The organism is Vibrio sp. B181a (genome assembly GCF_030248375.1).
Classification (GTDB): domain Bacteria; phylum Pseudomonadota; class Gammaproteobacteria; order Enterobacterales; family Vibrionaceae; genus Vibrio; species Vibrio campbellii.
In genome coordinates this window covers 19,739-42,402 of sequence record NZ_JAHGAD010000081.1, presented here as the reverse complement: position 1 = coordinate 42,402, position 22,664 = coordinate 19,739, and the positions used below count along the sequence as shown (strand labels likewise).

The 22,664-nt window shown below is 45.9% G+C and carries 20 protein-coding genes; 18 read left to right on the top strand and 2 right to left on the bottom strand.

The window, feature by feature from the left end:
* The first annotated feature begins 193 nt into the window (after window positions 1-193).
* Together KIO97_RS23915 and KIO97_RS23910 are read left to right on the top strand one after the other, a co-directional pair.
* Window positions 194-1,564 (top strand): MATE family efflux transporter, encoded by a 1,371-nt coding sequence (locus KIO97_RS23915; RefSeq protein WP_228173970.1) that lies wholly within the window; start codon window positions 194-196, stop codon window positions 1,562-1,564.
* 120 nt (window positions 1,565-1,684) lie between these two features.
* Window positions 1,685-2,701 (top strand): DUF3080 domain-containing protein, encoded by a 1,017-nt coding sequence (locus KIO97_RS23910; RefSeq protein ID WP_134976928.1) that lies wholly within the window; start codon window positions 1,685-1,687, stop codon window positions 2,699-2,701.
* A 22-nt stretch (window positions 2,702-2,723) separates the two neighbouring features.
* Here the strand turns inward: KIO97_RS23910 and KIO97_RS23905 are convergent, their stop codons facing one another.
* Window positions 2,724-3,566, bottom strand: a complete 843-nt coding sequence (locus tag KIO97_RS23905) for a DNA ligase (RefSeq protein ID WP_134976926.1) — start codon at window positions 3,564-3,566, stop codon at window positions 2,724-2,726.
* 314 nt (window positions 3,567-3,880) lie between these two features.
* On the opposite strand from KIO97_RS23905, the gene KIO97_RS23900 reads away from it, so the two are divergent.
* The 16 genes from KIO97_RS23900 to KIO97_RS23825 all read left to right on the top strand — a co-directional run bounded on the left by KIO97_RS23900 (window position 3,881) and on the right by KIO97_RS23825 (window position 22,204).
* A complete protein-coding gene (locus KIO97_RS23900; protein ID WP_005528376.1) occupies window positions 3,881-4,201 on the top strand; it encodes an STAS domain-containing protein in 321 nt (106 codons plus the stop codon).
* A gap of 25 nt (window positions 4,202-4,226) precedes the next feature.
* Window positions 4,227-5,081 (top strand): OmpA family protein, encoded by an 855-nt coding sequence (locus KIO97_RS23895; protein ID WP_285384142.1) that lies wholly within the window; start codon window positions 4,227-4,229, stop codon window positions 5,079-5,081.
* Entirely contained in the window at window positions 5,078-7,180 is a 2,103-nt protein-coding gene (locus tag KIO97_RS23890; protein ID WP_285384141.1) for an SLBB domain-containing protein, read from the top strand. Before KIO97_RS23895 ends, KIO97_RS23890 begins: the two co-directional genes overlap by 4 nt.
* On the top strand, window positions 7,180-7,869 hold the full coding sequence (locus KIO97_RS23885; protein WP_285384140.1) for an AAA family ATPase: 690 nt from the start codon (window positions 7,180-7,182) through the stop codon (window positions 7,867-7,869). Before KIO97_RS23890 ends, KIO97_RS23885 begins: the two co-directional genes overlap by 1 nt.
* Window positions 7,870-7,881: 12 nt before the next feature.
* Window positions 7,882-8,265, top strand: coding sequence for an Hpt domain-containing protein (locus KIO97_RS23880; protein ID WP_050904803.1), 384 nt, complete (start codon window positions 7,882-7,884; stop codon window positions 8,263-8,265).
* Window positions 8,266-8,475: 210 nt separating this feature from the next.
* Window positions 8,476-10,017 carry a sigma-54 dependent transcriptional regulator gene (locus KIO97_RS23875; RefSeq protein ID WP_285384138.1) on the top strand — a complete coding sequence of 514 codons (1,542 nt, stop codon included), beginning with the start codon at window positions 8,476-8,478 and terminating at the stop codon, window positions 10,015-10,017.
* On the top strand, window positions 9,992-11,068 hold the full coding sequence (locus KIO97_RS23870) for a glycosyltransferase (protein ID WP_285384137.1): 1,077 nt from the start codon (window positions 9,992-9,994) through the stop codon (window positions 11,066-11,068). Before KIO97_RS23875 ends, KIO97_RS23870 begins: the two co-directional genes overlap by 26 nt.
* A gap of 152 nt (window positions 11,069-11,220) precedes the next feature.
* Complete coding sequence (locus KIO97_RS23865; protein WP_285384135.1) at window positions 11,221-12,405, top strand: glycosyltransferase; 1,185 nt, start codon at window positions 11,221-11,223, stop codon at window positions 12,403-12,405.
* Between the two features lie 10 nt (window positions 12,406-12,415).
* Window positions 12,416-13,588 carry a glycosyltransferase family 4 protein gene (locus KIO97_RS23860; RefSeq protein WP_285384134.1) on the top strand — a complete coding sequence of 391 codons (1,173 nt, stop codon included), beginning with the start codon at window positions 12,416-12,418 and terminating at the stop codon, window positions 13,586-13,588.
* Window positions 13,581-15,002: a lipopolysaccharide biosynthesis protein gene (locus tag KIO97_RS23855; RefSeq protein ID WP_285384177.1), complete on the top strand. Its 1,422-nt coding sequence runs from the start codon at window positions 13,581-13,583 to the stop codon at window positions 15,000-15,002. The genes KIO97_RS23860 and KIO97_RS23855 overlap by 8 nt, the downstream gene beginning before the upstream one ends.
* Window positions 14,999-16,384, top strand: coding sequence for an O-antigen ligase family protein (locus KIO97_RS23850; RefSeq protein ID WP_285384133.1), 1,386 nt, complete (start codon window positions 14,999-15,001; stop codon window positions 16,382-16,384). Before KIO97_RS23855 ends, KIO97_RS23850 begins: the two co-directional genes overlap by 4 nt.
* Before the next feature lie 92 nt (window positions 16,385-16,476).
* A complete protein-coding gene (locus KIO97_RS23845; protein ID WP_285384132.1) occupies window positions 16,477-17,604 on the top strand; it encodes a glycosyltransferase in 1,128 nt (375 codons plus the stop codon).
* The gene (locus KIO97_RS23840; RefSeq protein ID WP_285384131.1) at window positions 17,601-19,028 is read left to right on the top strand and encodes a chain-length determining protein; all 1,428 of its coding nucleotides are present in this window, start codon (window positions 17,601-17,603) and stop codon (window positions 19,026-19,028) included. Before KIO97_RS23845 ends, KIO97_RS23840 begins: the two co-directional genes overlap by 4 nt.
* 221 nt (window positions 19,029-19,249) lie before the next feature.
* Window positions 19,250-20,362: a glycosyltransferase gene (locus KIO97_RS23835; RefSeq protein ID WP_285384130.1), complete on the top strand. Its 1,113-nt coding sequence runs from the start codon at window positions 19,250-19,252 to the stop codon at window positions 20,360-20,362.
* Window positions 20,359-21,555, top strand: coding sequence for a glycosyltransferase family 2 protein (locus tag KIO97_RS23830; protein ID WP_285384129.1), 1,197 nt, complete (start codon window positions 20,359-20,361; stop codon window positions 21,553-21,555). Before KIO97_RS23835 ends, KIO97_RS23830 begins: the two co-directional genes overlap by 4 nt.
* 10 nt (window positions 21,556-21,565) lie before the next feature.
* On the top strand, window positions 21,566-22,204 hold the full coding sequence (locus KIO97_RS23825) for a sugar transferase (protein WP_010647694.1): 639 nt from the start codon (window positions 21,566-21,568) through the stop codon (window positions 22,202-22,204).
* A gap of 48 nt (window positions 22,205-22,252) precedes the next feature.
* On the opposite strand, the gene KIO97_RS23820 is transcribed toward KIO97_RS23825, so the two are convergent.
* Window positions 22,253-22,642 (bottom strand): ATP-binding protein, encoded by a 390-nt coding sequence (locus KIO97_RS23820; protein WP_255958092.1) that lies wholly within the window; start codon window positions 22,640-22,642, stop codon window positions 22,253-22,255.
* Window positions 22,643-22,664 lie beyond the last annotated feature (22 nt).

Here is a 22,664-nt window from a genome sequence, read left to right as displayed (position 1 = left end):
CCACATGTTGTAGGTATGGCATCGGAGCATACAATTGTTTATCATCTGCGCGGAGTTCCTTCGAGGCATTTTTTCACCTTATAGTGACTAAAATCAACCATCAGATCAGTTCATCACATCTTTTGTCCTCAAGTACTCCCTATCTTTTCAAATAATTTCTTTTACAACCTATTGTTCCGCTCTGGAGTATTTCGTGCATCGCTATAAAGAAGAAGCATCGAGTCTTATAAAATTAGCAACCCCTGTGTTGATCGCTTCTGTCGCGCAAACGGGGATGGGCTTTGTAGATACCGTAATGGCAGGTGGCGTAAGTGCGACCGACATGGCAGCGGTTTCTGTGGCAGCAAGTATTTGGCTTCCATCAATTTTATTTGGTGTGGGCTTATTAATGGCACTTGTGCCGGTAGTCGCTCAGCTTAATGGCTCAGGTCGTCGCGTTAAGATTCCATTTGAGATCCAACAAGGCATTGTCCTTGCGCTACTGATCAGCATTCCAATCATCGGAGTGTTATTCCAGACCCAATTCATTCTTGAGTTAATGGATGTCGAAACAGCAATGACAGAGAAGACCATTGGCTATATCCATGCGGTTATTTTCGCGGTTCCAGCCTTCTTGTTGTTCCAAACCTTGCGCAGCTTTACTGATGGTATGTCTCTCACTAAGCCTGCAATGTTTATCGGCTTTATTGGTTTGATGCTGAACATTCCACTTAACTGGATTTTCGTTTACGGCAAATTCGGTGCTCCAGCACTCGGTGGTGTTGGCTGTGGCGTTGCAACAGCCATCGTGTACTGGGTGATGTTTGGCTTACTACTACTTTACGTGACAACTTCAGCTCGCCTAAAGAGCATCAATCTATTTGGTGAGTTCCACAAACCTCAACTTAAAGCGCAAATTCGTCTGTTCAAACTGGGCTTTCCTGTGGCCGCGGCGTTGTTCTTTGAAGTTACCCTGTTTGCTGTGGTAGCACTCTTGGTTTCACCACTAGGGTCAATTATTGTTGCCGCGCACCAAGTTGCGATTAACTTCTCTTCGCTTGTGTTCATGCTACCAATGAGTGTGGGCGCGGCAGTAAGTATTCGCGTAGGTCACCGCTTGGGTGAAGAAAACGTAGACGGTGCACGAGTCGCTTCTCGCGTGGGCGTCATGGTCGGTCTGGCGCTTGCAATGATGACCGCTATCCTAACGGTGTTGTTCCGTGAGCAAATTGCCCTGCTCTACACTAATAACCCAGAAGTAGTTGAACTTGCGATGGTGTTATTGTTGTTCGCTGCAATCTACCAATGTACAGATGCGGTTCAAGTTATCGCAGCTGGTGCACTGCGCGGCTACAAAGATATGCGTGCTATCTTCAACCGTACTTTCATTGCCTACTGGTTGCTTGGTTTGCCTATCGGCTACGTGCTTGGCCGTACAGATTGGATTGTTGAGCCTATGGGTGCACAGGGTTTCTGGCTAGGTTTCATCATCGGTCTTTCTTCTGCTGCATTCCTATTGGGTATCCGCCTGCGTTGGATGCATCGCCAAGAGCCAGAAGTGCAGTTAAACTTCTCTCAGCAATAATTCAAATTAAAGCGTGACTCGATTTGAACGCATCATTTTAAAGCCAGCATCCGCTGGCTTTTTTGATCTCTCACGGCCGTCTGAAGGTATACTTATCTGAGTGATTAAAAAGGAAATGCTGTGAGAACTTCACTTATCGCAACAACGCTTTCGCTATCAATAACCTTGCTAAGTGGGTGTAACGAGTGGTTCAACCCGGAGAAAGCAGTGTTTGAGAAATACAACCAACGCCTGGCGAATGTATTAGACGTGTCGGAATCTGCGCTTGAACCTTCACCTGCGATTACCATTCCTGATAAACGGGAGCTGTTCCAAGAGCTCCCTCGCCTGTCGCTTGGGTTACTAGAAAGTTATCAACTACGTCAATGTGGATTGTTCAATTTGATTGCGGAAAAAAACTCGCAGCTCGGGAAAGTGCAAGACGCTTTTTACGATTTTGATTATCAAACCAGTTTACTTAGAACATTGAATGGCTGCTTGAGTGAGTACCCATTGAGTGATGAAGAAAGCACAAAGCTCAGCGGATTGTACGATCAGAAATGGCATCACCTGACAGTACACCTCGACAACATGCTGCTCACCAGTGACGCAATGCGCAAACAACTTACTGGCTCCGCGTGGCTCCCCTTGGAAAGCAAAGAACAGGTCGCTCACGTACGGGATGCTTTCTTCGTGTTGAATGCCATGTACCAAACCCCTTATCGCACGCTTTCTCGACTACCTGAAACCACCATCGTGAACTACCAAGAAGAGCTAGAAAAAACGCGTCTCATTGGCCGACTCTATTACACATTAATTGATGCGACTCACTGGTTAAATCACACCACACAGATGCTCGAAGCAAACCAAGACAAAATTATTTGCGGTGCTAACCGTGATACCACTCAGTTTCGGTATTTAAGAAATGTGTTTCAATCCATCTATGTTGCAGAAGTGCAACCTTACATGGCCTTTGTTGATGGCACTTATCAGCAGTTAGAGGGTGGGATTAACTTAGTTGAGCGTAGAATGGCAGCGCACGGTGCGGGTTATGGTATTGAAGAAGCACATGAACAATTTCGCAGAGAGACTTTAGAGCACGTTCAATTCTGGAAAGGCTTATTCAAACGTTGCGGGGTAACGGTTGGTAATCAGTGAAGAGACAACACACCAAACTTTGTCATTGAGAAATTCGTTCTCGTAAGAATCGCGCGAACCGAGGCTTCCCGTTATGGGTATATCCGTTGTATCGAAACGTGATTGTCGAGCCAATCTTTGGCGGTGATTTCCTCACATCATCGGTAAAGCCACTGCCTATATAAAACTCAGTCCCGTCCGTCAATCGAACTAGCACCGCTCCCATCATTCCCAGTAGCCGTCCCGTGCCGGGCTTGTACCCTATCACAGTCGCTTCTGCATCTGCAAAACGTTTTAATTTGAGTAAATCACTTCCCCTGCCTGCTTGATAACGGCTTGACACTTTTCTAAGCATCACTCCTTCGCCATCAGATTGCGAAATGTGATCTAACTGTTCAAACAAATGTTTCTCATCTTGAATGGCACGATGCTCAACGTACTTAATATGCGGTGCATCCATTGCAAGCACTAAATGCTGAATATTGTAGTAGCGCTTTCTGTAATCTCCTGCCGAATAAGGCATGTCAAACACCATAAAGTCGATACGCTGCCAAGCGCTTTCAATGGGCGTCTTATCCAATACCGTTTGTTGCACAAGATGAAAGTTACCTCGCCCTGCCCACAACTCCCCATCCAATGGGTAATCGGGCAATACGCGAATGAACCATTCCGGTGCGTATATGCGATTTCCATTACGAGTAACCAGATGCTGGCCTGTCCAATAAGCTCTAATACCGTCCAACTTCTCGCTGTACCAATATTGGGAAATATCGATTCCGTCTCGATAAGAATCCGCGAGTGAAACCGGAGGATGTAAATGTGGACCCGCTTGCGGCTGTGCGGACGCAATCACGGCAAGTGCAATCAATGTCATTCTTAATGGCATGAGGAAACCTTTTTAATAAAGCTTACCTATTGAACCGCATCTATTCATAAACGCCTAACCACAATTGACGTTCTTCGATCAATCGCAACTCCAACTCGCAATTAAATGCAACAACATACATAAAGTTCAGACAGATCTGGCACTTTAAAACAGGGGGATTTTTACGTTTATTTGATTCTCAAATTGAGAACACAAGTATTCTCAAAATGAAACCCTTCTCGCTATTAGTTTAAACCTCTGTTTTTAAAGACATTCACAATTGGCACACTCTCTGCTCTATTGAACCCAAGAAATCTTCAAACGGAGAGTGAAGCATGGAATTACGCAAGCAAGAAACGGCACCAAATACCTTAACCATTGAGTTTTTTGGCGATTTAGACGCAAAAGGCTGCCGTCAAGCACAGCATCAAATTGATGAAGTGATTCACAGTGATCATCACAAGGAAGTAGAAATAAACCTGCAACACGTCCAATTTCTTGATTCTTCAGGTATTGGTGCCATTGTTTATTTATATAAGCGCCTAGTTGAACGTGAACGCAGTATGATCATCGAAAACGTATCGGGACAACCATTGGAAATTATGAGCCTGCTACGTATCAATCACGCGATTCCGGTCAATTCAAAAGGTCACTAAAAAACCGGTTAATACGGAGGTTGGCATGGTGAAACTCTTACGACAAAGCGTGTTGTGCAGTCTTGTAGTTGGCACGTTTGGTTGCTCGACATTTGACTACCCTGATAATGGCAAGGGTGGCATGGCGGAAAATTACCAAGACATCTCCATCGAGAACTATCAGTTTTCACCTGTGATGCCAGACGAACCTCTTGGCCCTGAACATGGTTTGCGTTTCGACTGGCAACTAACCAAGTTGCATTTAGATGCTTTGATCCAAGAAGGTGCTCGTTGGTGCTTCCCTGCAGCGGTCGTTCAAGCACTTGAGAAACAAAATCGCATTGCTCGTGAACTTGAAGGTGGATTGTTATTGGATGCCGCCAACGACATCGTAATTCAACGTCGTCGTCTCAACCAACTTGAGCTCCAATTGGACTACGTGCTATCTCAAACCACTTGTAAGCCACCGCAAGACATCGAAGCGCTACGCAGCGACCTCAACATCGTCGCCAACATTTATGATCTACTGAACGTGGATAACCAGTTCGCCATCGATTCTGCAGAGATTAACCCTAAATACATGGGGCACCTTGCAGAAGCAGCTTACATCCTACGTGACCACCCTTCTCTTTCATTGGTTGTAACCGGACACGCTGACGCAACCGGCACGCCAGAATACAATCAAAAGCTAGCGCAAGATCGAGCAGAACAAGTGAAACGCTATTTAAACGTATTTGGCATTACCTCTGACCGTGTGCAAACAAAATCCGTGGGTGAAACGCTGCCTCTGTACGACGGACAAACACCCGCAGTGCGGTTAACCAATCGCCGTGTCAGCATTGAAGTTCTCAATGCGAAATCTGACACCAGCGCAGACATGGACATGGGAGGCACATTATGAGAATCCTCAAAGCAACCATCTCCCTGATTATGCTGTGTATCATCACCACGATGAGCTCTGCATGGGCTGATGAAGATGACGTGGTTAGAGTCGGTGATTTAGTGCAAATCAACCTACCCGGTGAAGCTTCTCTTAACAAAGGCTTCCAAGTCGACAAACGTGGCCGAATCAATTTGCCGGAGATTGGGCCGATATTTGTAGCTGGTTACAACGAAGCCCAGCTACAAAATGTGATTACAGATAACCTCAAAACGGCTTTTAGGGATGTGGACAACGTGCGTGTCTTCGTTAAGGAGCAACAGTTACTCATATCCGTGCAAGGTTATGTGGTCAAACCAGGAGAATACACACTCCCTTCTGGCTCCAACATTCAAATGTTCCTCTATGAAGCAGGAGGTCTGCGGGCCGGGGCTCAATTGGACAAAATCATCGTCAAGCGCGGTAACAAGAACATAGAATTCGACTATAAACTTTTTCTCGATACTGGCGATGATTCCAAACTACCAGCTCTAGAATCTTTAGATGTGCTTTTCGTCCCTGCATCCCCTCTAGTTGGGAATATCGAGCAAGAATTCGATGCAGCGAAATTCGCAAACTCTGGTGACAGTGCCGATTCCGCCCGTGCCATTAAAGTGTTTGGTGAAGTGAATGCACCCGGTTCATTCACTTACAAACCCAATACGACGCTCGTTGACGTGATCATGCGTGCCGGCGGTGTTACTCGTTACGCCAGTGTGGAACAGATCCGCGTGATCACTAATAACACGCCCGTCATGTTTAATCTTAAGCGCTATTTAGACTCGGGCGACCAAAGCTTACTACCTGAAGTTCTGCCCGGCACGACCATTTTTGTACCAAAACAAGAAGAAGAAATTAAAGCTGGTGCAAACGTGGTTTATGTCATGGGTGAAGTTGCTCATCCAGGCGCTTATGAAGGTAAAAAAGGCGCGAGTTTTATGGACATTCTCGCCAATGCAGGCGGTCCGACACGTTTTGCTGAATCTCGCCAAATCCGCGTCATTAAAGCCGACGGTGGCGTGATCAGTTTCGATCTAACTTCGCATACCGAAGGGCTGTCGAATCAGCGCGTACCCGCAGTAGGTCCGGGCGATGCGATATTTGTCCCAGAGAAGACAGATATGAACGAAAAATCTTGGCTCAAAGTCGCGCCGAGTCGCGCCGTTGCGGTGATGGGTGAAGTTGTTCGTCCCGGGCGCATCGAATGGTCGGACGAAATGGATTTAATAGACCTGATCGCTCATGTTGGCGGCCCTACTCGCCGCGCAGACACCAGCAAAGTGGAAGTATCCAACAACGGCAAAGTCACCAAATTCGATTTAGACAAATACATACTTCAGGGGTCACCGCATTCTAAACTGCCAAGGGTGTCCGCTGGTACTGTGGTTCGTGTACACGCGCTTCCCGACGATCCATCCGACAACAAATCGCAGTGGGTGAGTCAAAGCTCTGATGCTTCAATCTACGTCTTTGGCCAGATCAATGCACCAGGTCGATACCGCTTTACGACTGAGATGCACTTCCTTGACATTCTCTCAGCAGCGGATGGACCGACAAAGGATGCTGACATTCACAATATTAGAGTGACACACCGTGGATTGGGCTACGCCAAAGTCAGCAAGCTCAACCTATCACTTTATTTTGAAACGGGTGATGAGTCCATTCTCCCAGATGTTCGCCCAGGCGATACGATTTACATCCCAGAAAAAGATAGGAACTGGTTAGACCGTTCGAAAGAGTCCACTGTTCGCGTATTAGGGGAAGTTCACTCACCGGGTCGTTATGTTTTTAATGACAACATGACGATTCTCGACATACTCGCCGAAGCTGGTGGACCCAGTGACAGCGCTTATGTCGAGAAAATCAGTGTGGTTAACATGTCTTGCTGCCAAGGTCAGGCTCGAGTCTTTAACTTGGCTGAATTCAGCAAGACTGCAAACATCTACGATCTACCTGTGATACGAGCTGGCGATACAATTTACGTTCCGCATAAAGATGAAAGCTTTACCGAAAAAGCTCGTGCTGGTTTGCGTGATTTGCTGCAAATCACCACCACCATCGTACTGATAGGAGCGTTGTAATGACCATTCCCGCAACACATGCCGAGATTGAGCAAATCTATCTACAAAGTGAGCTCAAAGGTTATAAGTCTATTTGTGTGGTTGCTTGCCAATCTGAAGACGGCGTAACCTCTGTCGCTTCCGCCTTGGCGGAACGTTTAATTCTAGCCGGACATAGAACCCTGTATGTAGACTTGAACCTATTTAAGCCCGCTTATAGTACGGTACATGCCTTCGATGAAGACAGTGAAGAAGTGGGACAATTGATCGCTCGTAAAGGAGATCATCAAACATTAGTAGGATTAACAGTCCCAGCTTTGGCAAGTACACAGCTTGCTTACCGAGATCCGACAATGCTACGCAACGCCGTCGAGGCTTGGCTAAAACAATACGATCGAGTGGTGATTGACACCTCTCCTCTGCTTAGCATGAACCGAAGCAATATTCCGGCACAAGTAGTTGCCGGAGTCTGCAATGCATGTGTATTAGTTGCTTGCTATGGTTCGACTACCACCAGCCAAATTGATCAAGCCAAAGCACTATTAGAGACAAGTAATGCCAATCTCTTGGGCGCGGTGCTTAACATGAAACACAACGCTGACCTCAAAGACGAGCTCCTTCGCCAGATCAAAAAGCTACGATTTGTGCCAGAAAAGCTCAAAGCAAAAATATCTGAACAAATCAAAAACAGTGAATTGTTTACCCTATAGGGAGCGCACACTATGAATACTCAAACAGGCACAGCATTAGAGGCAGAGTTGGTCGACGAGTTGATTCTCCAACAAATGATCAAAGACACATGTGCAGAGGTCATGCCCACGTTGATAGAGCACTACATTGAAGAGTCCCGAGAGCGCGTTGAAAAAATCCAGCAAGCATTAAGCAACCAAGATAAAGAAATGATAGAGTTTGAGGTGCATACGTTAGGCAGCTCGGCCCTCGCGCTGGGTAACCGCACTCTGTCACGACACGCTCGTACCATAGAAAAACATTGTGTCGAAGGCGACACCGATCTCGCTTTTGAGCTCTGCCAATCATTACCAGAACTTGCAGAACTATCATTTCTCGCGTTAAACCAAAGAAAAGAGCAAGGTTTTGAAGACTAAGCAGGAAGAAAACGAATTTAATCCACTAAAAATAGAGAACTTTCAGCAATCCTCACTGTGTGTGCTAATACTTAAATATAAAGATTCTCAAAATGAGAAGCGCGAACAAGCCATTTGCTTGAGGTAATAAATTGAATTCATCATCACTGCATGAATCTCAAGCCGACTTAACGGATTAAAACAACAATTTATACAAGTTGGGAAAGGATTATGAGACCAAGGGTGTTACTGGTAGAGGACTCTACTTCACTAGCCATACTTTATAAGCAGTACGTCAAAGATGAACCGTACGACATTTTTCACGTTGAAACTGGCCGTGAGGCGATTCAATTCATTGAGAGCAACAAACCACAACTTATTATTCTCGACCTAAAACTTCCAGACATGTCCGGTGAAGACGTTCTTGATTGGATTAATGAGAATGAGATTCCAACCTCTGTCATCATCGCAACGGCGCATGGTAGCGTTGATCTAGCCGTCAACCTGATCCAGAAAGGAGCAGAAGATTTCCTAGAAAAGCCCATCAACGCAGATCGTTTGAAAACCTCCGTTGCCTTGCATTTAAAACGCGCCAAACTAGAAAATCTCGTCGAGAACATTCAATCGACTTTCGATCGTCACAACTATCACGGATTTATTGGCTCTAGTCTTCCAATGCAGGCGGTTTACAAAACCATTGATGCAGTTGCCCCGACCTCAGCTAGCGTATTTATCGTTGGTGAAAGTGGTACAGGTAAAGAAGTGTGTGCCGAAGCGGTTCACCGACAAAGTGATCGCAGAGACAAGCCATTCATTGCAATTAACTGCGGCGCTATCCCTCGTGATTTGATGGAAAGCGAAATATTTGGCCATGTAAAGGGGGCTTTCACTGGCGCTACCATCGATCGTAAAGGTGCAGCGACCCTTGCTCATGGTGGCACACTATTCTTGGACGAACTGTGTGAAATGGAGCTAGAGATGCAGAAAAAGTTATTACGCTTTCTGCAAACGGGAACCTACACGCCTCTCGGGGGCACCAAAGAGATGAAAGTCGATGTTCGTATTATCTGTGCAACCAACCGAGACCCTCTGAAAGAGGTAGAAGAAGGTCGTTTTCGTGAAGACTTGTATTATCGCGTTCATGTCGTCCCCATCGACATGCCGCCGCTAAGAGAAAGAGGCAGTGACATTGTCATGCTAGCGAAGCACTTTTTGCTCACTTATGCCAAACAAGATAAGAAGAAGTTCAAACACATCGGTAACGACGTTCAGCATGTCATTAAGAGCTACGACTGGCCAGGGAATGTTCGACAGCTACAAAACATCATTCGTACCATTGTTGTATTAAATGATGACGATAAGGTAACGCTAACGCACTTGCCTGTTCAACTGACTCGTAAGCCGAAAAAGACGCCTTCTGTATCGCCTGCGAATGCTGAGAGCGCAGAGGAAACAAGCATCATTACCGAACAAACCTACTCCGTGCAGAATGAAGCCTTCCCAACCTCAGAGCCAACAAGCGCCGCCTATTCTTTCTCTGAGCCTGAAAGCCAACCAACTATCTCTGGAGTACAAAGGGCTTCAGTCTATTTCAATTCAGACGGCAGCATTCGTCCGATGTGGAAAGTCGAGCGAGAGGCGATTCAAAACGCAATTGCTTACTGTGATGGAAACGTACTTAACGCTGCGGTGATGTTGGAACTCAGCCCCTCAACGGTCTATCGCAAAAAACAAGCTTGGGAAGCGGATGAAGCTAATCTCAAACAATCTTGAGGTCCCCATTGCGGGTGAAGTCTGGATACTATTGGATAGTGGTGTGTTTGGAGGGATCGAAAGTCACGTTATCGAACTCAGCAAAGGACTACAAGCGTCGCATGTTCATGTAAGAGTGGTGTTGGTGTCAGAATACTCACCACCCACACCCCTGGTTGGAAAACTCGAACATGCCAACATTCCCTTCAGTTACCTCTGGCACCTCTGTCCAAAATCGGAACGTTCCAAGAATATCCCAATTAAACAAATGACCAGTGCGATAGCCGAACACCAACCTAGCGTTATACACACTCACGGATACAAATCAGCGTTACTAGCCAGAGGTGCGAAGCTCTTTACGCGTACCTTCCCCCGCCTTATCTCTACTTTTCATGCAGGCGAGACGCCCAAAGGGAGAGTCTGGCTGTACGACTGGCTTGACCGACACTCAGCTCGTCTTTCCGATCATTGCTTTGCGGTTAGCCAAGCGATACAACACAAGCTCCCTGCTCAATCAGAATTACTTAATAATTTTGTCTCCATTCCCAACCACCACTGCCGCTATAAAGAAATCGCTTTTGTAGGCCGCTTGAGTCACGAGAAAGGCGCAGATCGTTTTATGGAAGTCGCGCGACACATTCCCGACCACCCCTTTTCTATCTACGGAGATGGCCCTGAAAAGAGCTCATTGGTTGAAAATACACCTTCTAATGTCATATTTCACGGATACCAAAGCGACATGGATGCTATTTGGAGCAACATCAGCGTCCTCGTGATTTCATCCCGTTATGAAGGGTTACCAATGGCAGCATTGGAGGCTATGGCTCGTGGCATTGTCGTGATAAGCCTGGAAGTTGGTCGACTGCCCGATCTCATCGAAGATGGAAGAAATGGATTCCTCGCTCACAACATCGTCTCACTTATCGGCAAAATCAATCAATGGTTAGGCATGAGCCACAGCGAACAGTATTCACTGCGTCATAACGCAATTGAGACCATCAAAGCTCATTACTCCTCTAGCTGCATCATTCCTGTTCTTATTGAACGCTACCAAATTGCGAACCCTACTTGACGCATATCCATTCTCAAATTGAGAAGTCTTCACCTTAGATTCTCTTTCTTCCCCACTTCCCACGCAGAAACAGAGGTTTAAACCAATAGCATATTTTGGCATTTCGGTTGCAATGGTTAATTAAAACAGATTGGCTGACCGAGGTAACACATATGACTAACCCAAAACGCATTCTCTATGTGCATTACGGGGACAATTGGATTCGCGGCAGCGAAAGAGTGCTGTTAAACCTTGTCTCAAACATCGACAGCAACCAGTACCAGCCTTTCGTTTGGTCAAACTGCGCGCCACTCATCGAGAGGTGCCAATCATTAGGTATCGTGACAAAGTATTCCGATTTCAGTCTAGTTGGCGGATGGAACACGCCACGATGGGATATCAGTGGCTGGAACGATTTGATCAAACAAGGCACAACCTTGATCGAAAACCACAACATTGACCTTGTCCACGTAAACAGCGGCGGCCCATGCCAATGGATGTGCCTAGCTGCTCGAATGAATCACATCCCTTTGGTAACGCAACTTCATTGCCACTACACCTTGCTTGACCGCTTCTCACTGGGTCTGCACCTTTCTCCAAAATTGATTTGTGTGAGTAAAGACGTGGGTCACGAGATTCTCAAAGATGGCTACCCAGAAGAACATCTCCATGTCGTTCATAACGGCGTGTCATTGGAGAGTCACGATGCACCTATCGATGTCAGAGATCGTCTGGGCATTCCGCACCAAGCATTTACCTTTATTTCAGTTGGATCTCTCATTAAACGCAAAGGCTTTGACCGCTTAATCCAAGCCATGCGTATGCACAACTACTATCAACATAATCCACACTTGGTAATTGTTGGTGACGGTGAAGAAAGTATCTCGCTGAAGCAGTTAGCCGTTGATTTGGGTGTGAAGGAGCGTGTGCATTTTGTTGGGGAACAACATAACGCCGGAGACTGGATGAGAGGTAATGTAGATGCCTTCATCAGTGGAGCTTACGAAGAGGCATTTGGTCTCGTTCTTGGTGAGGCGGCACTCGCGAAGTTACCAATCATCGCACCAAAAACAGGTGGCATCCCGGAATTGTTTGAGCACAACCACAGTGCTCTATTGTTCGCTAATCATGGTATGGCAAGTCTGTTAAATGCAATTCAGCAAATGATTCAAGATGCGCCGCTACGAAATAAGCTAGCCGAAAATGCGCATCAACACGCGAATCAGCATCTGACGGTTTCTGCCTCAGTCAAAGCAATTGAAGACATTTACCGCGATGAACTGACGCAGAAAGAACTGACATCCACGCCTGTCAGCCACTGCATGAAACCAATTTCGCGCTGGTTAAACATCAACTAAGGAGCTAGCCATGAAACGTGTTTTGATGTTTGACGCAATTCCAATGCAAGGCGGCTCTAAAATTGCCAACGCTGAATTGATTAAACAGTGCGACCAGCGTGACGTCATTAGCTATCTCGCAACAACGCACCCAGAGCATTGGACCGCTGCTTTTCGCTCCAATCCTCGCGTTCAGGTGCTTAAGATCAAATGTTCACCCATCACGTCACATCATGGTATCGCTTATTGGTTGATGAACTGTTTCTACTTAATCCAGCTCTTCTTGGTTACGCTGAAGCTACCCAAGCTTGATTGGTTTATGGGTCTATCTTCGCCAAACAACGACATGCCTTTGTACCTGCTTCGTTTACTTTCTCGCAAACCTATCGTTCAAATGGTTCACGGACCAGTCGGCGTTTCACGTACTTCAGGCTATTGCTTGGTAAAAGCCCATTCGATTCATTACCTAGCCAATACCCGCGATTCAATGATTAATGCGCTTATGGCTTACCTAAAAGTGCCGAGACCTGCCGTAGAGCGCTACTGGACAACGCTAAATGCAAGTTCCTTCGTGAATGGGCTTTCTTCGCAGCGTACACCGAAGCAAGCGAATCCAATTTCCAAGCGTGTGTTTTGGGCAGCAAGTTTGTTGAAATGGAAGAATGTTGATTTACTGCTCGAAGCAATGCAGCAAGACGAAGCGACTTACCTTAATGCAATCATTTGCTATATCAAGCCCAACATAGCAGGCGTGGATTGCTCTGAGCCTGATTTTACTCACCCAAACGTCGAATGGCACGAGTCACCAAACAACTTAGATGAGCTTCGCGCACAGTGTGGGGTGTTTGTATCAACCAGCATCAATGAACCGTTTGGTCTATCTATACTAGAAGCCTTAGCTGCTGGCATGTGCGTTGTTATTCCTCAGGATGACAGTTACTGGGATCGCGTGCTAACACACGGTAAAAACTGCATTAAATACATACCGAATGATGCAGCGTCGCTGCACAACGCGATCGTTCTTTTGAATGAATCACCATGGCTGAAAGTCACCATGGGACTTGAAGCCTTGAATGTTGCGAGCCTATATACCGCTGAACGTTGCTATTTCTCGGTCACTCAACAGCTTTGCAAAGACCCTTCTAGTAAAGAACCACAAAGCGTAAAGAAGCGTGACAAAGCTAAATGGTACGACCATGCTTAAAGCTATGACGAATATGTCACTTTTTGCCGTTGCGTTGGTGATCAATAAGAGCATTAGCCTCATTATGCTGCCTGTACTTCCGCAATTTTTGGCACCAGAGCAAATGGGCAAACTGGAGTTACTCACTTCTTTCGGCGTGGTTACAGCCCTACTTGTAAGCATGGCAATGCATGAAGCGTTGTATCGTTTCGCCGGAGTGGAAAAAGACAAAGAAAAACAAGTGGCCATGCTTAACCACCTTTATTCGTTGTCCATTACGATTGCTGCAGTGATTGGTTTGATATTGCTGTTTATCATCTTAGTCGCGCCGATCCCTAGCCCATTTTCTCAGTTAGAGTTCATCGTGCTGATGCTCACAATTATTCTGGAAGGCGCCATTGGTATCGGTACAGCTTGGCTACGCATGCAAGATGACAAAGCCAAAACATTATTGTATGTGATGGTAACAACCACTGCTCTTCAGGTGGTGTTCATTGTTGCTGCTTTGATAATTTATCCTCACGTCATTTCTGTCTTGCTCGGTGGCTTATTGGCTGCCGTGATTCAATTCATCTGGTTACACATCGTCAATAAGTACAAGGTCGTTATACCTGACCTGACGTTGGCGATACAACACCTGCATTACTGCATTCCGGTCATGATGTCGGCGCTAGTCGCTTTCTGTATTAACGGTGCTGAGCGTTGGTTTATTGGTGCTAATGCATCACTGGCTACGCTTGGTGTTTATGCGATCGCGGTGAAGTTTGCTATTGGCATGTGTATATTGGTTCAACCTTTTTGCATGTGGTGGATGCCGCGACGCTTCGCTTACTTGAAGCGGAGCCGTGGTGTGGAAGCGGTGAGAATTTCCCATCTCGGTATAATCTACATTGCAGTACTGAGTGTGCTTGCCGCGACACTTGCCTTCATTGTGATCAATCATTTTTTGCCTGATACGTATCAGCAAGCTGCACTTTACACCCTCTTCCTCTTGCCGATAGCCATGCTTAAAGAATGGAGTGAACTACTGAATATCGCCATTTTATACAAACGCAGAACGCGTTGGTTATTAGGCATCAATATTACCGCTGCAGGTATCGCTATAACGTTACTCTTTGTACTTTCTTCCCTAGGTATTTATGGCGTATTTATTGCGCTTTACTATGCACAATTGGCCAAGCTGGTCATGACGTTCATCATTGGGCAGCAATGCATACACTTACCATTCCAACTCAGTTTAATGGTCGCGTTACAGATCATCTCTGGTCTGGCACTGTTCCTGCTCCACTCTGCTCAATCCATCGGGGGAGCAATCGCCATTTGCGTTTTGACGTGCGTACTGTTTGCAGGTGTCGCATTCAGATTCATCCGCAGGAGTACACGCACCAATCTTGTAAATAAACTAAGGGCTGAAGCAAAAAGAGTGTCGTTATGAATACCAAGGATGTGAGACCCTCACAAATCGCAGCTGCAACCACCATCACTGCGGTTATTGCAGCGGCATGGTTAGTGGTGCCTCATCCAATATTCATCGTCGCCATCTGCTTCGCTCCGCTTGCGATCTTGTTCGTTCTCAACCAAACCTTTTGGCTGGTCACCTTGTTCGTGATCTTTTCCTTCTTTCGGATTCACGAAGCCTTCCCCGCTATCTATAACTTTAAAATTCCTCTGCTACTTTCAATCGGTGCGCTAGGAGCGCTCTCTTTTCACCTATTGATCAGCCGTCAGCTTACTGTGTACTGGCATCCTTCATTAAAATGGCTATTTATCTTCTGGGCTCTCGTCATTCTCAGCATTGCATTCGCGTCATCTCGGGATATCGCAATCACCGCATTCAAGAATACCTATTGGAAGATAATCGTGATGACCTTGGCGATTACTTGGCTCATCACAACCCCTAAACAACTAGCACAAATGTCTAAAGCCATCATGGTTGCAGGCTTATTAGTGGGGTTAGTCGCACTATATAATGCGAGCAATGGCATCGATCTGGTCGAGGGCACTCGCGTGTCGATTGGCCGTTCATTCGGTTCTATGCTTGGCGATCCAAATGACTTGGCTTTAGTGTTAATGTTCCCTCTCGCCTTTACGGTTAGTCAGCTGGTAGAGCAACGCTCATCAATATGGATAAGAGGGTTTGCGTTACTGACTTGTCTTATTCTATTTCTGTCGATTCTGGAAACACAAAGCCGAGGAGGCCTGCTAGGTGCCCTTTCTGTTTTTGGTTACTTTGCGTCCAAACATATTAAATGCAAAACATTAGTATTTATTCTCGCAGTAGTGGCGGCAATATCACTGTATATAATTGCTGGTATTAATGGTCGTGTCTCTGGCGGTGCAGCAGAAGCTGGTATTGATGCCTCTGCAATGGGGCGCTTGTACGCATGGGAAGCCGCGTTCAAAATGGCACTCGACAATCCATTAACCGGCGTAGGGTTGGATAATTTCTACTATAACTACTTTTTCTATAGCTCCTATTGGGACGGCATGAATCACACAGTCCATAGTACTTGGTTTGGTGTACTAGCGGAAACCGGGTTTATTGGTCTAATTGTTTTCATTATTTTAATCGTGTCTTTGATTAAAACATCCTTACGCTCCATCTCGCTTCTAACTAAACAGTCAGACATTACTCTGTCTGTTGGCGCAAATGCCGTACTAAGCGGCCTTATCGGTACCATCGTATCCGGCACTTTCCTTACTCAAGGCTTTGTTTGGCCAATTTACATCCTTGCAGCGCTCAACATAGTGATAAATCGCATCGTTCAAACTGACTGTCAAAATGAGAAAGCGGAATATTCTCAAATTCAAAAATAACATAACCGATTGGTTTTTATAGATTTAAACCATTGGCATACATCGTGATACGACTTGGGTTACAACAACACAATTGGCTCACGGAGAGAACGATGACAGATATCGTAGTATTTGGAGAAGATTTCGGTGGCTTACCCTCTTCCACTCAACATCTGATAAAGCACTTAGCAAAGAACCATCGTATTCTTTGGGTTAATTCTATTGGCCTACGACAACCGACACCGACCACAAAAGACGCCAAACGTTTAGTTGCCAAACTGTCTGGCTCAGTAAAGCAAAAAGACGACGAAGCACAAACCGCGTTTAGTCACCACGATGACTCAGATATTCACACCATAACCTTGCTTACCATCCCCGCTCCCCGCTCGGCATGGGCACGTAAAGTTGCAACTCAAATGATGAAATGCCAACTAAACAAAAAACTCCATGAGCTTGGCTTTCAAAACACCGTTTTCTGGACGTCACTTCCGACTGCCGTGGATATTTGTAAAGAAATGAGTGCGAAAGGCATTGTCTACTACTGCGGTGATGATTTTGGTGCATTGGCAGGAGTAGACCATCAGACTGTATTGGAGCATGAAACAGAACTCATTGATTGTGCGGACATTATTCTTGCGGCCAGTGAAAGGTTGGCGGCTAACTTTCCTCACGAAAAAACCGTCACCATACCTCATGGTGTCGATTTCAGACTATTCTCAAAATCGGTAGACAAAGCAGAAGACATGCCTAATAACGGCCGAAAAGTGCTCGGCTTTTACGGCAGCTTGTCGGAGTGGTTAGATTATCAATTGGTTGAGCAAGTGGCAAAGCAAGCGCAAGATTGGGATTTGGTGTTCATTGGCCCTAATGAGCTTCCTCACAACCCTTTACCACAACGAAGCAATGTTCATTACCTAGGGGCGAGAGCTCATCATGACTTACCACGTTATTCCCAGCATTGGGATGCAAGCTGGTTACCTTTTGTAGATAACGCCCAAATTCAAGCTTGTAATCCACTCAAACTACTGGAATACCTTGCGACTGGCACTCCTGTGATCAGTACGCCTTTCCCCGCCCTTAAGCCATACCAACACATGCTGCATGTCGTGACGGATGTTGAAGATGTGTGTGCGAGCTTGAATCACCTTCTTCCACCACCCGAAGGATCACTCTCGCTCATTCAACAACAAAGCTGGGAATCAAGAGCGCGCCAAATTGAGCGATTAGTGAGGGCGTTATGAGCGATTTAAGGGACAACCTCACTCTTTTACTGCACGGGGCATGGCGACGCCGTTACCTGCTCGTCATCCCTATGATAGTGCTACCTATTTTGGGCTTTCTTATCAGCAAAGCAGTGCCGACTAAGTATGTGGCTCACACCAGCATGCTGATCCAAGAAACGGCCAAAATGAACCCATTCCTTGAAGACCTTGCCGTTTCAACCATGTTGAAAGACCGCTTGAGTGCTTTGAGTACCCTACTTAAAAGCCGCCATGTGCTGTATTCCGTTGCAAAAGAGCAAGGCTTGATCGACGATACTATGGACGCGAACGAACAAGAGTTCATCATAAAAGACCTTGCCAATCGCTTAACGGTTCAACAACTCGGTAAGGACTTCATTCAAATCCAACTCACGAGCAGCCAATCAGAAGGGATGGAAGCGGTGTTAGGCTCTGTCAGCAATCACTTTGTCGAACAGCTCTTAGCGCCAGAGCGCTCATCAATAAAGGATTCTAGCCACTTCTTGACTATTCACATTGATAAACGCCGTGAAGAATTGGACAAAGCGGAACAAGCTTTTGCTGAATACAAAAACGCGTATTCTCATGCAACACCAGCGATGCAAGCACAGAGCTTGACGCGTCTCGCCAGCTTAAAACAAACGTTGGCAGAGAAGGAAGCCGAGTTAGCGGGTGTCAAGCGTAGCCTTGGTAGTTTAGACCAGCAACTTTCAAAGACCAATCCGGTGATTGGTAAGATTGAAGAGCAAATTATCGAGATTCGAAGTGAGCTCACTCTATTGCGTGCACGATACACAGAAGCACACAGTTTAGTGCAAGGTAAGCTACGTGAGTTGAACCGTCTGGAACAGGAGCGCTCAGTGCTACTCAACTCAAAACAGCCGGAAATGAACAGTGACCAACTTTGGGATATTGCAAGTACAGCGACCATAAGCACGATTGGTGATGCTCAACCGCTGCTTGTATCTCAACTCCACCAACTGCAAATCATGCGCGGCCGTTACGAATCTTTGGAAGAAGAAACGGTTAGTCTAAGAAACATGATCCAAGAGCTGGAAAGCGACGCCAATCGCTTTGGTAGCACAGCAACAGAAATCAATCGACTTGCTCGTGATGTCGCTGTAAAGCGTGAACTTTATGATGATCTGGTTGAACGTTACGAGATGGCGCAATTGACAGGATCTTTAGGTGTTTTTGAAGAAAACAAACGCGTGAAAGTTATCGATGAGCCTTACACGCCAACCTTGCCAGCTAACTTACCTGCTATTATCTTTGTTCTTCTTGGATTAATTGGGGGGGCAGGTTTAGGCATTGGCCTTGCCACCATTGCAGAACTGGCAGATAACTCTATTCGCTCTCGCAAAGCATTGGAAAAACACCTTGGCGCTCCTGTCATCACCACCATCCCTAAAGTCATATTCTGACCTTGTTTTTTGACTAACCCTAGGACACTCTCTTCAGAGTGTTCTTTGAGCATTTTCACCTCAAACTCACCTCTATCAATTTTGAATCTCAAATTAGGAATATCGATTTTCCAATTTGAACCTTTATAACAATTAAATATAAGCCATTGTTTAGTCGATACTTAAATTCTGGCATGCCCCCTGCAACGTTTAAGCGATAGCGATACGTCGAGGGCTCAGGAATGGAAAACTCAGGTACACAAGAATCACCATTACACGGCAACGTGATTGTTCACGTCGTTCAACACCTAGCTCCCGGAGGCTTAGAAACGTTGGTATTGGAGATGCTTCGCTTTGCGAAACCCGAAGATTCAGTTTTTGTTATCAGCTTGGAAGGAAGTAAAACAACAGCACTAAACCATTGGGAGAAACTAGAGAGCTTCGAAGCTCGACTGTACTTTTTGAACAAGCCTGCTGGTTTCAATCTCACTACGATTCGAGCTTTGAGCGCCAAGTTGAAGGCATTAAATGCGAATGTTGTTCACACACATCACATTGGCCCGCTTTTATACGGCGGTATCGCCGCACGGCTTAATGGTGTGAAAACCTTAATCCATACGGAACACGATGCCTGGCACTTAAACAATAAAAAAGCAGCACGATTACAGTCAATTCTGTTGAATGCGCTTAAGCCACAAGTGGCAGCCGATGCCGACTTTGTTGCAAAACAAATCATCAATAAATTGGGCTATCGCAATGTAAACACCATCCACAATGGCATAGATTGTAACAAGTTTACTGATGGCGATAGAAATGCCGCTCGAGTATTTTTCTCTCTACCCAAAGACAAAGTTATCATCGGCACAGCTGGGCGCTTAGAAGCAGTAAAAGGCCAAGAAATACTTATCAAAGCTTTTTCCCATCTCCCCAAAGATACCCACCTTGCAATTGCAGGTTGCGGAAGCCAAAAATCGTTGCTTGAAGCGCAAGCACAGTACTTGGGCATCCGAGACAGAGTGACTTTTCTTGGCTTGGTCGATGATATGCCGCGTTTCTACCAAAGCCTCAACCTCTTTTGCTTGCCGTCACTTCAAGAGGGCTTTCCTCTTTCCACACTTGAAGCGCAGGCGTGTGGCGTGCCTTGTATAGCCAGTGATGTTGGTGCGGTTAGAGAAACCCTTTCTCCTCACACAGGAACACTCGTAGAACCAAACAAAGTGCCAATGTTGACCAACGCCCTATCGCAACAACTCGCGTCACCACCTCGCTCTCCTAGGGAGCACATTCTCAAACACTTTGACATTAGAACTATGGTTAATCGCTATGCAGCTCTGGCTCAAGGAGAGAACTTATGATCGATCTACTTTGGACAATCGGCTTCGTTTTGTCTGCGCTACTGATCATCTATCATCACGTCGGTTACCCGTTGGTTTTGAATTGGCTATCCGCTCGTCGCAAGCAACGTCAAACGTCAAAAAACATGGGGAAAGAACGTTGTTATAAAGCTTCGAAAGCCGATTGTACACTTCCTACGATGACGGTGATCGTCCCAGCATACAATGAAGAGCAATGGATTGCAGAAAAGATTCGTAACCTCTCGAGCTTAGACTACCCCAGAGATAAGCTGACCATCATCGTCGCCTGTGATGGTTGTTCCGATAACACCGCAGAGATCGCACAAGACACCATCCAAGAAGCGATTTGCGCAGATACCTTGTTCATCGTGCACGACCATAAAAACAACCGCGGTAAAGTGAACTTGATCAACACTGAGATGGAAAATGTTACTTCTGAGATCACTGCTCTGAGTGATGTTTCTGCTCTTGTATCTTGCGATTCGCTCTTGCTTGCCAGCCAGCACTATCAAAACGAGAACGTTGGTGTGGTCAATGCCACTTACCAAATTATGTCTACCCAAAATCAAGGTGAAGCAGCTTACTGGCGTTATCAATCTAAAGTGAAACTCAAAGAGTCATTGATCGGCTCGACCATCGGTTCTCACGGCGCGTTTTACACATTTAGAACTGACCTATTCACACCTTTAGAGCCAGAGGTAATCAACGATGACTTTATCTTACCAATGCGTATCGTGCTTCAGGGCTATGCCTCTGTCTATGAACCAAAGATGCTCGCGATTGAGTTAGAAGAGAGCTCCGATGATTCTGACTTCAAACGTCGCCTACGTATCTCCGCAGGCAATATGCAGCAGTTCTTGAAGCTGAAAAGGTTGCTACTACCTCGTTACCGTGGGACCGCATTTGCGTTTTTGTCAGGAAAGGTTTTGCGACTCGCGACCCCTTACTTAATGATTATGTGCCTGACGAGTTCTATTTTGCTCATTGAGCACCCCACTTTCCAACTTCTGTTAGCCGGACAGTTAGTCGTCTACTTAGTGGCGTTTATCACTTACTTAATACCAGCATTCAATTTGTTTAAGCCGTTCAAGTTGATCAACTACATGGTGGTTGGACACATAGCAAACTTTGCAGGCGGACTGAGTTACCTACTTGGTATGGGAAATGGTCGCTGGAAGCGCGTTAATCATTAAGGAAAACACAATGAAAATCTCACGCTACGACTCAAATATTCATTTAGCAAAACGCGCTTTCGACGTCGTTATCTCACTACTCATCTTGCTGGCGACGATGCCAATAATGCCTATGATTGCACTTGTTATTGTGGTCAATTCAAAAGGCCCAGTCATTTATCGTCAACTTCGTGTTGGTCGCTGCACACCAGAGAAAATGGACTTGTTCGAAATTATGAAGTTTCGCACCATGTACATCGATGCTGAACAGTGCTCAGGAGCGGTGTGGGCCAGCGAAAATGACCCTCGAATAACCCCTGTTGGCCGATTCCTACGCAAGACGCGTCTGGATGAACTACCGCAATTGTTCAATGTTCTTAAAGGGGAAATGTCTCTGATTGGCCCTCGCCCAGAGCGACCTGCTTTCTATCAAAAACTAGAAGATGAAATTCCTTATTTTGTTGAACGTACCTACGGCGTATTACCGGGTATCACTGGCCTAGCGCAAGTCAACCAAGGTTATGACTCGTCTATTGAGGACGTTCGCCGCAAAGTGGGCTTCGACCACAGCTATGCATTAAGTCTAAGTTCTTTTAATTCTTGGATTTCGATGGATATTTCGATCATGAGCAAAACGCTCGTCGTCATGATCAATGGTCGAGGACAGTAAGGTTAGCGAGATAGAACGGAAGTCAAAAAGGAAGACATAGGTGAAACGTTACTCTTGCCACTGCCGACGCATATTTTCAATCGTCGCCAGTGGCACATCATGAATACTTTGATATTCTTCGCGACACACCTTTATTTCCACTTCAATGCCCTTTTTCTCGCAATACTGAAGATAACGCTTCATCTCCCAGTGACGTACAAACGTGTTACTAACAATCACTGTGTTTCCCTTACCTAACCACTTGCGCGTTTGTTGAAAACACCATTCATGGGCATCAGTCAGCTTTGTACCATCAAATACGTATTCACCACTTTCATTCTCAAAGTACATGTCAGCTTCAAAATGTTTTGCTTTGAGCTGCTTGGACAACTTCTTGGCAAGCGTCGTCTTACCAGAGCCCGGTAAGCCACGAATTAGGATAAGTTTTGCGTTGGGCATAATGGTGTGATTTTAGTGAAAA

What these genes read in the sequence shown, in the direction of transcription:
- KIO97_RS23905 (WP_134976926.1), bottom strand. Translation starts at nt 3,566, where the DNA reads ATGCCATTAAGAATGACATTGATTGCACTTGCCGTGATTGCGTCCGCA.
- KIO97_RS23900 (WP_005528376.1), top strand. Translation starts at nt 3,881, where the DNA reads ATGGAATTACGCAAGCAAGAAACGGCACCAAATACCTTAACCATTGAG.
- KIO97_RS23895 (WP_285384142.1), top strand. Translation starts at nt 4,227, where the DNA reads ATGGTGAAACTCTTACGACAAAGCGTGTTGTGCAGTCTTGTAGTTGGC.
- KIO97_RS23890 (WP_285384141.1), top strand. Translation starts at nt 5,078, where the DNA reads ATGAGAATCCTCAAAGCAACCATCTCCCTGATTATGCTGTGTATCATC.
- KIO97_RS23885 (WP_285384140.1), top strand. Translation starts at nt 7,180, where the DNA reads ATGACCATTCCCGCAACACATGCCGAGATTGAGCAAATCTATCTACAA.
- KIO97_RS23880 (WP_050904803.1), top strand. Translation starts at nt 7,882, where the DNA reads ATGAATACTCAAACAGGCACAGCATTAGAGGCAGAGTTGGTCGACGAG.
- KIO97_RS23875 (WP_285384138.1), top strand. Translation starts at nt 8,476, where the DNA reads ATGAGACCAAGGGTGTTACTGGTAGAGGACTCTACTTCACTAGCCATA.
- KIO97_RS23870 (WP_285384137.1), top strand. Translation starts at nt 9,992, where the DNA reads ATGAAGCTAATCTCAAACAATCTTGAGGTCCCCATTGCGGGTGAAGTC.
- KIO97_RS23865 (WP_285384135.1), top strand. Translation starts at nt 11,221, where the DNA reads ATGACTAACCCAAAACGCATTCTCTATGTGCATTACGGGGACAATTGG.
- KIO97_RS23860 (WP_285384134.1), top strand. Translation starts at nt 12,416, where the DNA reads ATGAAACGTGTTTTGATGTTTGACGCAATTCCAATGCAAGGCGGCTCT.
- KIO97_RS23855 (WP_285384177.1), top strand. Translation starts at nt 13,581, where the DNA reads ATGCTTAAAGCTATGACGAATATGTCACTTTTTGCCGTTGCGTTGGTG.
- KIO97_RS23850 (WP_285384133.1), top strand. Translation starts at nt 14,999, where the DNA reads ATGAATACCAAGGATGTGAGACCCTCACAAATCGCAGCTGCAACCACC.
- KIO97_RS23845 (WP_285384132.1), top strand. Translation starts at nt 16,477, where the DNA reads ATGACAGATATCGTAGTATTTGGAGAAGATTTCGGTGGCTTACCCTCT.
- KIO97_RS23840 (WP_285384131.1), top strand. Translation starts at nt 17,601, where the DNA reads ATGAGCGATTTAAGGGACAACCTCACTCTTTTACTGCACGGGGCATGG.
- KIO97_RS23835 (WP_285384130.1), top strand. Translation starts at nt 19,250, where the DNA reads ATGGAAAACTCAGGTACACAAGAATCACCATTACACGGCAACGTGATT.
- KIO97_RS23830 (WP_285384129.1), top strand. Translation starts at nt 20,359, where the DNA reads ATGATCGATCTACTTTGGACAATCGGCTTCGTTTTGTCTGCGCTACTG.
- KIO97_RS23825 (WP_010647694.1), top strand. Translation starts at nt 21,566, where the DNA reads ATGAAAATCTCACGCTACGACTCAAATATTCATTTAGCAAAACGCGCT.
- KIO97_RS23820 (WP_255958092.1), bottom strand. Translation starts at nt 22,642, where the DNA reads ATGCCCAACGCAAAACTTATCCTAATTCGTGGCTTACCGGGCTCTGGT.